General features: G+C 70.3%; 9 protein-coding genes and 1 pseudogene. 3 read left to right on the top strand and 7 right to left on the bottom strand.

The window, feature by feature from the left end; all coding sequences use genetic code 11:
- The 4 genes and pseudogenes from ACIGG8_RS07985 to ACIGG8_RS08000 all read right to left on the bottom strand — a co-directional run.
- Positions 1-341 (bottom strand): annotated as a pseudogene (locus tag ACIGG8_RS07985) (potassium-transporting ATPase subunit B); the annotation flags it as partial.
- A complete protein-coding gene (gene kdpA, locus ACIGG8_RS07990) occupies positions 341-2,002 on the bottom strand; it encodes a potassium-transporting ATPase subunit KdpA (RefSeq protein WP_396546371.1) in 1,662 nt (553 codons plus the stop codon). The gene kdpA and the pseudogene ACIGG8_RS07985, both read right to left, overlap by 1 nt.
- A gap of 2 nt (positions 2,003-2,004) precedes the next feature.
- Positions 2,005-2,094, bottom strand: a complete 90-nt coding sequence (gene kdpF, locus ACIGG8_RS07995) for a K(+)-transporting ATPase subunit F (protein WP_396546372.1) — start codon at positions 2,092-2,094, stop codon at positions 2,005-2,007.
- A gap of 324 nt (positions 2,095-2,418) precedes the next feature.
- On the bottom strand, positions 2,419-3,549 hold the full coding sequence (locus ACIGG8_RS08000) for a universal stress protein (protein ID WP_396546373.1): 1,131 nt from the start codon (positions 3,547-3,549) through the stop codon (positions 2,419-2,421).
- Between the two features lie 508 nt (positions 3,550-4,057).
- On the opposite strand from ACIGG8_RS08000, the gene ACIGG8_RS08005 reads away from it, so the two are divergent.
- Positions 4,058-5,287, top strand: coding sequence for a serine hydrolase domain-containing protein (locus ACIGG8_RS08005; RefSeq protein ID WP_396546490.1), 1,230 nt, complete (start codon positions 4,058-4,060; stop codon positions 5,285-5,287).
- An 89-nt stretch (positions 5,288-5,376) separates the two neighbouring features.
- On the opposite strand, the gene ACIGG8_RS08010 is transcribed toward ACIGG8_RS08005, so the two are convergent.
- Together ACIGG8_RS08010 and ACIGG8_RS08015 are read right to left on the bottom strand one after the other, a co-directional pair.
- Positions 5,377-7,272: a potassium transporter Kup gene (locus tag ACIGG8_RS08010; RefSeq protein ID WP_396546374.1), complete on the bottom strand. Its 1,896-nt coding sequence runs from the start codon at positions 7,270-7,272 to the stop codon at positions 5,377-5,379.
- Positions 7,273-7,526: 254 nt separating this feature from the next.
- Positions 7,527-8,051, bottom strand: coding sequence for a universal stress protein (locus ACIGG8_RS08015; protein ID WP_396546375.1), 525 nt, complete (start codon positions 8,049-8,051; stop codon positions 7,527-7,529).
- 514 nt (positions 8,052-8,565) lie between these two features.
- Between ACIGG8_RS08015 and ACIGG8_RS08020 the strand changes: the two genes are divergently transcribed.
- Positions 8,566-9,213, top strand: a complete 648-nt coding sequence (locus tag ACIGG8_RS08020) for a hypothetical protein (protein WP_396546376.1) — start codon at positions 8,566-8,568, stop codon at positions 9,211-9,213.
- A gap of 132 nt (positions 9,214-9,345) precedes the next feature.
- Complete coding sequence (locus ACIGG8_RS08025) at positions 9,346-10,383, top strand: GDP-mannose 4,6-dehydratase (RefSeq protein ID WP_396546377.1); 1,038 nt, start codon at positions 9,346-9,348, stop codon at positions 10,381-10,383.
- Between the two features lie 67 nt (positions 10,384-10,450).
- On the opposite strand, the gene ACIGG8_RS08030 is transcribed toward ACIGG8_RS08025, so the two are convergent.
- Positions 10,451-10,762, bottom strand: a complete 312-nt coding sequence (locus ACIGG8_RS08030; RefSeq protein ID WP_396546378.1) for a hypothetical protein — start codon at positions 10,760-10,762, stop codon at positions 10,451-10,453.
- Positions 10,763-11,038 lie beyond the last annotated feature (276 nt).

Below are 11,038 nucleotides of genomic sequence, written 5' to 3' on the forward strand. Positions count from 1 at the left end.
GCGACGCTCTCGGTCTTGGTCTTGCGCAGGGTGTCGGCCTGGGCCTTGCCGCGGCCCTCGGCGACGGCCTCGGCCAGGTTGGCGAAGACCGTGGTCAGCCAGAGCCACACGGTGATCGACCAGGCGAACACCGACGGGTCGGCGATCGCGGAGATCGTGGTGACGACCGAGCCGACCTCGACCACGAACATGACCGGGTTCTTGACCATCACCCGGGGGTCGAGCTTCTTCACCGCGTCGGGGAGCGACGTGAGGATGAGTTTGGGGTCGAGAAGGCCGCTCTGGACTCGGTGCGGGGTCGTGCTGTGGTCGACCGGTGCGGGGTTGTGGGTGGTGGACATCAGTGGAGACCTTCTGCGAGCGGCCCGAGGGCCAGGGCCGGGAAGTAGGTGAGGCCGACGACGATCAGCACGACACCGGACAGCAGCCCGACGAACAGCGGCTTGTGGGTGGGCAGGGTGCCCGGAGTGGCCGGCACCGGCTGCTGCTGCGCGAGCGAACCGGCCAGCGCCAGGACGAACACCATCGGCAGGAAACGGCCGAACACCATGCACAGGCCCAGCGCGGTGTCGTACCAGTCGGTGTTGACGGTGATCCCGGCGAACGCCGAGCCGTTGTTGTTGCTCGCGGAGGTGAACGCGTACAGCACCTCGGAGAAGCCGTGCGCACCGCTGTTGAGCATCCCGGCCCGCTCGCCCGGCAGGGCCATCGCCACACCGGTGCCGACGAGCACCAGGATCGGGGTGGTGAGGATGTACAGCGACGCGAACTTCATCTCCCGGCCACCGAGCTTCTTGCCCAGGTACTCGGGGGTGCGCCCGACCATCAGGCCCGCGACGAACACCGCGACGACGGCGAGGATCAGCATGCCGTACAGGCCGGAGCCGGTGCCGCCGGGCGCGATCTCGCCCAGCATCATGTTGAAGACCGTCAGGCCGCCGCCGAACGGCGTGTACGAGTCGTGGAAGGAGTTCACCGCACCGGTCGACGTCAGCGTCGTCGAGGCGGCGAAGAGGCCCGACGCGGCGATGCCGAACCGCTGCTCCTTGCCCTCCATCGAGGCGCCCGCGGCCTGCAGGGCGGAGCCGTGGTGCTGCGACTCGGCGAGGGTGATCAGGGCGACCGAGGCGACCCAGAACAGGCCCATCACCGCGACGATCGCGTAGCCCTGGCGGTTGTCGCCCACCATCTTGCCGAAGGTGCGGGGCAGGGCGAACGGGATCACCAGCAGCAGGAAGATCTCCAGCCAGTTCGTGAACCCGGTCGGGTTCTCGAACGGGTGCGCCGAGTTGGCGTTGAAGAAACCGCCGCCGTTGGTGCCCAGCTCCTTGATGACCTCCTGCGAGGCCACCGGACCACCCGGGATCTTCTGCACGTCACCCGCGAGGTTGGTCACCTCGTGGAAGCCGTGGAAGTTCTGGACCACACCGTTCGCCACCAGCACGAGGGCGAACACGACCGACAGCGGCAGCAGCAGCCGCAGCGTGATCCGGACCAGGTCCACCCAGAAGTTGCCGACCCGGTCGGTCCTGTTCCGCATGAAACCGCGGATCAGCGTGGCCATGACGGCGATGCCGACGGCGGCGGAGACGAAGTTCTGCACCGCCAGGCCCGCCATCTGCACCAGGTGGCCCATCGCGGACTCACCGCTGTAGGACTGCCAGTTGGTGTTGGTGACGAACGAGATCGCGGTGTTCCAGGCCTGGTGGCCGTCCATCTGCTGGACACCCAGGTTCAGCAGCAGGTGGCCCTGGAGGCGGATCAGGCCGTACAGGAAGAGCACGGAGACGGCCGAGAAGGCCAGCACCGAGCGCAGGTACACCGGCCAGCGCTGGTCGGCGTCACCGTCGACGCCGATCACCTTGTAGATGCCGCGCTCGACTCTGAGGTGCTTGGCGGTGGTGAGGAGCTTGGCGATGTAGTCGCCGAGCGGGCGGTAGCACAGGGCCAGCGCGCCGACGAGGGCGAGGGCCTGCAGCCAGCCCGCGAGAGTGGAGCTCATGATCAGAACTTCTCCGGGAAGATCAGCGCGATGACGAGGTAGCCGACGAGCGCGACGGCGACGATGAGACCTGCGAGGTTCTCGGCGCTCACAGCTTCTCGACCCCCTTCGCGGCCAGGGCGATGACGGCGAACACGGCAACCGTGAGGCCGACGAACACAAGATCGAGCATGGGTTCCACCAGGTGGGGATGTGGGGGACGCCGCAGGCACTGCCCGGAGACGTGCGCGGCACCGGCAGACGAACCGGCAGAGGGCAGCAAACCAGCCGTATGGAACGCGCCATCGTTTCCTGACGCGTTCCATACGGGTGGTTCGGAACTTTGACGCGGCTTTGACGGCCGCGTCATGTGCCCGAGACCAGCGGTTGTCCGAAACGTTTCACGCGGAACGGTCCGCCGTGGCTGGATCCCGCGGTCAGTCCTCGTCGGAGACGGACCGACGGCGATGCAGAAGATGGCCGTGGGCTGCCTCGGCATGGGTGACGACGTAGACGTCGATGTCGTCGCCGGAGCCCTCGATGATCGCCTCGCCGGTGCCGCGACCGAGGAGGTTCTTGAGACGGCTGCGGCGGGTGGCGCCGATGACGATCTGGGTGGCGTTGACCTGTCGGGCGAACGCCAGGACCGCCTGGGCCGGATCGTCGCCGGTCACCGCGTGCCAGCTGCCGCCCAGGCTCTCCACCAGGGTGCGCTGGCGGGCCAGCAGCTGCGGGGACGCGCCGGCCAGCCCGTCGTCGTGGGCGACGTGGACGGCCAGGAACTCGCCACCGGCACCGCGGGAGGCGGTGCGCTTGGCCCGTCGGATCAGGGTGTCGCCCTCGGGACCGCCGGACAGTGCGACCAGGACGCGTTCCCGCGTGCCCCACGGCTGCTGGATGCCGTGGTCGTGGCGGTAGTGCAGCAGGGCCTCCTCGACCCGGTCGGCTGCCCAGAGCAGGGCGATCTCGCGCAGGGCGGTCAGGTTGCCGGCGCGGAAGAAGTTCGCGAGCGCCGTGTCGATCCTCTCGGACGGGTAGATGTTGCCGTGGACCATCCGTCGGCGCAGCGCCTCGGCGGACATGTCGACCAGCTCGATCTGGTCGGCGCGGCGCACCACGTCGTCCGGGACGGTCTCGTGCTGCCGGACGCCGGTGATCTGCGCCACTACGTCATTGAGCGACTCCAGGTGCTGGATGTTGACCGTGGAGATGACGTCGATCCCGGCCTCCAGCAGTTCCTCGACGTCCTGCCAGCGCTTCTCGTTCCGGCAGTCGGGGACGTTGGTGTGTGCCAGCTCGTCGACCAGGGCGACCCGGGGGTGACGGGTCAGCACCGCGTCCAGGTCCATCTCGGTGAAGGTGCAGGACCGGTACGCCACGGTCCGGCGGGGAACGGTCGCCAGGCCCTCGGCCATCCGGCGGGTCAGAGGTCGGCCGTAGTCCTCGACGTAGGCGATCACCACGTCCGTGCCGCGCGAGGCGCGGCGGTGGCCCTCGGCGAGCATGGCGTAGGTCTTGCCGACTCCGGGGGCCGCCCCGAGGTAGACCCGCAACCGACCACGAGGCATCACTGCCGTCCTTCCCCGCCGCCCGGTGAGACCTGGCGCGGCTCCGAGGCCTCCGTCACGGGTGGCCGCGGGCAGCGGACCACCGTCCTCTTCCATGGTCGTCCTCGCAGGTACCGAGCCGCATCGGGGGACAGACTGCGGTGCTCGCACCCAGGGTGCGTCGACCGTGCTCCCGGTGGCGGGTGCGCATGCCCTGCACTCCCGAATCCCTGCGGGAGATCACGACTGACGAGTCCCTGCTGTTCGGGGAGGCGGGTCCGGCCTCCGCGGTCGCCGCGGCCTGGTGCCCGCTCGCCCCTCGCCGCACGGGATGCGTTCACTCCCATCTCATTGCAACGACAGGCTCTGCCGGCCATTGCGTTTGGCGTCATAGTCATTGCAACGATAGTCAACATGCCGCTTCTGGCTTGGTATTTGGCGCCGGTATCGCGTTGACGTATATCTGAACGCAATGTAGCTTCATCATTGTTCAGTGATTCGCGAACGCTTTCACAGGGGGAGATCCATGATGGGACAGAGCAGCGGCGGCTTCTCCGAAGCAGGGCTGCGCAAGGTGCGCGACGTGCTGGCGCGCCACGTCGATTCCGGGCGGATCCCCGGGCTCGTCGCGCTGGTCGGCCGGGGCGACGAGACGTACGTCGAAGCGATCGGGACGATGAGCCACGACGGCGGTTCGCCGATGCGCCGGGACACGATCTTCCGGATGGCCTCGACCTCCAAGCCGGTCACGATGGCTGCGGCGATGGTCCTGCTCGACGAGTGCGGGTTGCGGCTGGACGACCTGGTGGAGCAGTGGCTGCCGGAGCTCGCCGACCGTCGGGTGCTGAAGCGGATCGACGGCCCGCTGGACGACACCGTGCCGGCGCGCCGCCCGATCACCGTGCGGGACGTTCTGACCTCGACGTTCGGGCTCGGAATGGACATGACCTCGCTGGGGACCCCGATCATGAACGCGGTCTTCGAGCAGGGGCTCACGCCCGATCTGCCGACGCCGATGCCCGAACCGGACGAGTGGATGCGCCGCCTCGGGACGCTTCCGCTGATGCACCAGCCCGGAGAGCAGTGGCAGTACCACATCGCCAGCGACCTGCTCGGTGTGCTCGTCGCCAGGGTTGCGGGCCAGTCCTTCGAGACGTTCCTGCGCGAGCGCGTCTTCGGCCCGCTGGGCATGAAGGACACCGGTTTCCACGTGCCCGCCGACCGGATCGACCGACTGCCGCCCCTCTACGCCCCCGACCCGCAGACGGGGGAGTTCACCGTGTGGGACGAGCCGGCGAACGGACGCTGGAGCCGGCCGCCGGCGTTCCCGGGCGGCGGTGGCGGGCTGGTCTCCACCGTCGACGACTACCACGCCTACTTCCGGATGCTGCTGAACCGGGGCATGCACGGGAGTGAGCGGATCCTGTCCCGGCCCGCCGTCGAGCTGATGACCGGCAACCGCCTCACACCCGAACAGACCGCGACCCGCACGGCAATGGCCCGTGACAACGTCCACGTGTCGTACGGCCAGGGGCAGCACGGCGGTTGGGGCTTCGGCATGGCGGTGCGCACCTACCGCGGCGACTACGCGCCCGTCGGTCAGTTCGGCTGGGACGGCGGAAGCGGCACCACGACCTACGCCGACCCGGAGAACCGGCTCGTCGGCATCCTGCTCACCCAGGTCGGGATGTCCGTCCCGCACGCGGCGCGGCTCGCTCAGGACTTCTGGACCACGGTCTACCAGGAGATCGTCGACTGACTCGGACCCGCTGTCCGGGCTACGGCTGACGGCCTCGCAGCGGCCGTCGGACCTCGGTGCGCTCTCCCGACGGACGGCGGAAGACGCGCCTACACCTCGATGTGCGCGCCCATGATGACCGTGCGGTCGCGGGGGAGACCGAAGTACTCGGCCGCGTCGGCCGTGATGTACGAGGTGGCGATGAACAGCCGCTTGCGCCAGGGCGCCATGGTCGGGGCCTTTCCCCGTCGCAGCTCGATCGTGGACAGGAAGTAGGACGCCTGGTCGAGCTGCAACGGCCCCTCGGTCCGGGCGGGGTCGAGCATCGAGAGTGCGCCCGGCACGTCCGGTGTCTCCATGTAGCCGAAGCGGGCGGTGACGTGGATGATCCCGTCCTCGGCGTATCCGAGGTCGTCGACGGCGAGCCGCCGGTCGTCGGGGAGACGCGGCAGCGGCTCGGTCTCGATGGACAGGATGACGACGTGGTCGTGCCGGACGTGGTTGTGCTCGACGTTGGCCCGCATGGCCAGCGGCGCCGTCTGTTTTCCGCGGTTGAGGAAGACGGCGGTGCCGGGCACTCGCAGCGCCGGCACCGCCCCGCTGTGCAGGCGGTCGACGAACTCGGGCAAGGGGCCCTCGTGCCGTGCCCGCTCGGCAGTGACGACCTCGCGCCCGTGCTGCCAGGTCGTCATGACGGTGAACACGGTGACGCCGATCAGCAGCGGCAGCCACGCGCCGTGGACGAGCTTGGTCACGTTGGCCGCGACGAACAGGAGGTCCACCGTGAGCAGCACCGCCGCGCCGGAGACGAGCAGCCAGACCGGGGTGGCCCACCTTGCCCGCGCGACGTAGAAGAAGAGCAGGGTGGTGATGGTGATGGTTCCGGTGACAGCCATGCCGAACGCGAAGGCCAGCGCCGTGGAGCTGCGGAAGGCGAAGACCAGGGTGAGCACCGAGACCATCAACAGCCAGTTGACCCATGGGACGTAGATCTGGCCCACGGTGGACTCGGAGGTGTGTGCGATGCGCAGCCTCGGCAGGTAACCGAGCTGGGCGGCCTGGGAGGTGACCGAGTAGGCGCCGGTGATCACCGCCTGGGAGGCGATCACCGTCGCGGCCGTGGCCAGTACGACCATCGGCAGCCGTCCCCAGTGGGGGACGAGCAGGAAGAACGGGCTGCTCACGTGAGCCGGATCGGCGAGGATCAGCGCACCCTGACCGAGGTAGCTCAGGATGCAGGCGGGGAAGACGAGGACCAGCCAGGCCCGGGTGATCGACCGGCGGCCGAAGTGCCCCATGTCGGCGTAGAGCGCCTCGGCGCCGGTGACCGCGAGCACGACGGCGGCCAGCGCGAAGAACGCGGTGCCGAAGTGGCCGAGCAGGAAGCCCAGGGCGTAACCCGGTGACAGCGCCCTGAGGATCTGCGGGTGGTCGGCGATCCCGGTCACGCCGCAGGCCCCGATGGTCACGAACCAGACGATCATCACTGGTCCGAACAGCCGGCCCACCGCTGCGGACCCCCTGCGCTGCACCAGGAACAGCAACACGATGATCACCGCGGTGAGCGGCACGACGGCGCTCTCCAGCGACGGCTCGACGACCTTGAGCCCCTCGATCGCCGACAGCACCGAGATCGCGGGGGTGATCATGCTGTCGCCGAAGAACAGCGAGGCGCCGAAGATGCCCAGCGCGGCCAGTACGGCCGTGGTCCGTCGGCCACGCGGCGAACCGGACCGCCGCAGCAGGGTGATCAGGGCCATGATGCCGCCCTCGCCGTCGTTGTCGGCGCGCATCGCCAGGAACACGTAGGTGACCAGGACGATGATCACCACCGACCAGAACACCAGCGACACCACCCCGTACACGTTCTCCGCCGTGACCGGGACCGGGTGCGGGTCGCTCGGGTTGAAGACGGTCTGGAGGGTGTAGATCGGGCTGGTCCCGATGTCGCCGAAGACCACCCCGAGCGCGGCGATCACCACCGCCGGACGCACGGAGTCGTGCACGCTCGGACCGGGAACGTCAGGCTGCCGCGCAGGCGAGCCGCTGTCGGCCATGGTGGACCTCCTCCGTGCGGGGCTGTCGGCCCGCAGACCAGGGGCATCCCGGCGGACGATACCGATCCGGCCGTTCGATCGCGGGGAGGCGTGCGCCGCCGGGCGGCGCATGTCGATGCCCCCGGCGCCTGCGGCCGAGGGCATCGGTGTCGGTGGCGGGAGCGCCTGCGGCGTCGACCTGCCGTGCGCAGTCGGGCCGATCGTCAGCGCGGACCGGCGGTCGGCGCGGACCGGCCGCCCGTGACGAGGGGGAGCGGCTCTCCGTCACGGGCGGCGAGGTCCAGCTGGCGGAGCAGCTCTTCCGGGGAGACGGCGATGATCGGGCAGGTCGCGTAGGTACGGCAGTGGTGCAGGACGGAGCCGTGCAGCAGCTGGTCGAGGCGGCCGTGCCTCCCTGTGCCGACGACGAGCAGATCGGTCGGCGCGGTGACGGCGCGGACCAGGGCCGCCCCGGCGTGGCCCCTGACCACCAGCGGGTGGACGACCAGGTCGGCCGGGTAACCGCCGAACACCTGCTCGAAGGCGGTGTCGACGCGCTTGCGGGCGGCGTGCTCCAGCTCGGGCAGCGGGCGCAGGTGGTCGCGGTCGGTGCCGCCGGAAGGACCCCACGCCACGACCGGCACCAGCGTGGCCCCGCGTCGGGCCGCCTCATCCACGGCACGTCGCAACGCGGCGAGACTGCTCAACGAGCCACTCAGCCCGACGATCACACGGGTAGTGCCGGTCATGGCCGTACGCCTCCGTCAGAGGATGGTTCACTGCGTCCAGTGAACGCGCCACGCGGGTCGGGCGGAGGGCCGCTGACGACATCATGACGCCCGGCCGCGGGTTCCTGACGGACCTCTGACGTGCGCGGTTCCCGGTGACGGCCGACCCCCTCGCGGGGCGAGGGCGGGCCCGGCCCGGTATGCGCCGTGGCCGCCCCGGCGGGTGGTGGTGATCGCCGGCGGGCCCGAGGGTGAGATGCTGATCCGCCGGCGCCCGGATCGCTGCCCGGACCGGGGGAGGGGGCCTCCTCGCCGTGCATGTGGTCACCCGCGAAGCCTCCGGCCGGCGGCAACCGCCGTGCCCGTCGGGCGGGTTCGGGCCGGCATGAGGGGGGGGCCGGGCCTCTTGCTTTCGGTGTCCGACCGCGTACATTCGGTAGCGGTGTGCCGGGAAGTCTGGTCGGCGTGAAGGTCGCGCGCGCCTCCGTGCGGTCGGGTGGCGCTGCCGACGTGGTCCCGATCACTGGAGCGCGCCATGGACGTCGTCGTTCCGCTCGTGTTCTTCCTCGCCCTGGTCTCCCTGGTGCTCGCCGCGCCGCGCCTCGACGCGTTCCGCGGGCGACGCCGGGCCGGGGCGCTCGCCGGTGACCTGATGACACATCACGGATTCAAGTCCAGGCCGGAGTTCACGGTTTCCCGGCTCCCGGTGGCCGGTCCCCCCTGCCACTACGGCGCCGCGCAGCGGCTCACCGACCAGGTCGGCGGCGTGGTCGGCGGCCTGCCGCTCACCTCGGCCGGGTACAGCTGCCGGTACAACGGCGCGACCCACGTCTACGGGATCGCGGTGGTGTCGCTGCCGACCCCGGTCGACGGCATCGAGGTGCGGCACGAACGCGCCTTCCACTCCGTTCTCGTCGTCGAGCCGGTGCCCGAGGGCCGGATCAGCAGTGGGGAGACGGAGTTCGACCGCCGGCACCAGAGTTACGCGGCCGATCCGGAGCAGGCCAGGCGGGTGCTCTCGGCCCAGGGCGTGCGCGAACTGTCCTCCGCGCCGGAGCCGTTCAGCTGGCGCGTGGACGGGACGGACCTGTTGCTCTGGCGCCCCGGCGGGTGGGACTCGGCGGACTCGCTGCTCGGCTGCGTACGCGCGGTGACCTCCGTGCTCCGGCCCGAGAACGGGTGACGGAGCCCGGAGCGCTCGGCCGGCCCCGTCCGCCCGCCGAGCGGGCGGGAAGTCTCGCAAATTCCTTAGCCGCGTCAGTGGTTCGCTGGCTGTGCCGAGAACGGTCCGCGAGCAGTGGCTGAAGGGGAACGGATGTCCAAGCGTGCACTGATCACCGGGGTGACCGGCCAGGACGGGTCATACCTGGCCGAGCACCTGATCTCCATGGGGTACCAGGTGTGGGGCCTCACCAGGGGACAGGCGAATCCGCGGAAGGACCGGGTCAGCCGGCTGATCCCGGACCTGCGGTTCGTCGACGGCGACCTGATGGACCAGGGCAGCCTGGTCTCCGCGGTCGACGCCGTCCAGCCGGACGAGGTGTACAACCTCGGGGCGATCTCCTTCGTGCCGATGTCCTGGCGCCAGCCGGAACTCGTCACCGAGGTCAACGGCACCGGCGTGCTGCGGGTGCTGGAGGCGATCCGGATGGTCAGCGGGATCAACAAGCCCGCGGCGACGAACGGCGGAGCCGGCCAGATCCGGTTCTACCAGGCGTCCAGCTCCGAGATGTTCGGCATGGTCGCCGAGACCCCGCAGAACGAGGACACCCGGTTCCACCCGCGCAGCCCGTACGGCGTGGTGAAGACCTACGGGCACTACATCACCCGCAACTACCGCGAGTCGTACGGGATGTACGGCGTGTCCGGGATCCTGTTCAACCACGAGTCCCCGCGCCGCGGTGCGGAGTTCGTGACCCGGAAGATCTCCCTCGCGGTCGCACAGATCAAGCTCGGCCTGCAGGACCGGCTGCTGCTCGGCAATCTCGACGCCGTCCGCGACTGGGGCTTCGCCGGGGACTACGTCCGGGCGATGCACCTGATGCTCCAGCAGGACGAACCGGGCGACTACGTCATCGGCACCGGCCGGATGCACTCCGTCCGCGACGCGGCCCGGATCGCCTTCGAGTGCGTGGGGTTGAACTGGGAGGAGCACGTCACCGTCGACCCCACGCTGGTGCGTCCCGCGGAAGTGGAGACGCTCTGTGCCGACGCGGACAACGCGCGCCGCACACTGGGCTGGGAGCCCACGGTGGACTTCCCCGAACTCATGCGGATGATGGTCGAGTCCGACCTCGAACAGGCCCGGCTCGCCCGCGACTACGGAGAGGTGCTGGCGGGCGCGCGCTGGTGACGGCGCTCCCGGGGCGGCGGGGCGACGGGGCGGTGGGGGACCGGAGTGGCCCTGGTCCCCCACCGCCCTACGGCTGTTCGGCGGTCGGTGCGGACGGCGGTCGGGAGAGTTCCAGGATCGCCAGTGCGATCCCGGCACCCGGATCGCCGAGTCGGGCGACGTACTGGCGCAGCATCGCGTTCTCCTGGGCCAGGCTGGTCGTCGGCAGACCGGCGGCACGTCGGCTCAGTTGATGGCCGCGTCCCAGGCGGATCCGCCGGACCAGCTGGGCGATCAGCTGCTCGTCGAGTGCGCTGAGCTTCTCCGCCGCCTCGTCTGCGGCGCCCTCGGTGGGCCGCAGGGGTCTCGGCAGGTCGCCGTGCGGGACGGATTGGGGCATGGCGGTGATCCTCGTCGACGTCGGTGGCCCGTTGGCTCGCCCGACGGACCGCACCCAGGGCTCGCGCATCCGACGATCCCGCCTGGGCGCCCGGCAAATCCCTAGAGTCCGCTCGCCGCCCCGGCCGCCCCGAAGACCCTAGGGATTTCCCGTGCCGGACCGATCGAGACTGATCGCCGAAGTGCGGGAATGCGAGCGCCGCGCGTGCGGAGCACGCGGGCCGTCCACAGCGGACCCCCTGCCGTTCGCCGGTCCTCCAGATGGGTTGCGTCGATG

The sequence above is a fragment of the Kitasatospora sp. NPDC085464 genome (assembly GCF_044541955.1).
GTDB lineage: Bacteria > Actinomycetota > Actinomycetes > Streptomycetales > Streptomycetaceae > Kitasatospora.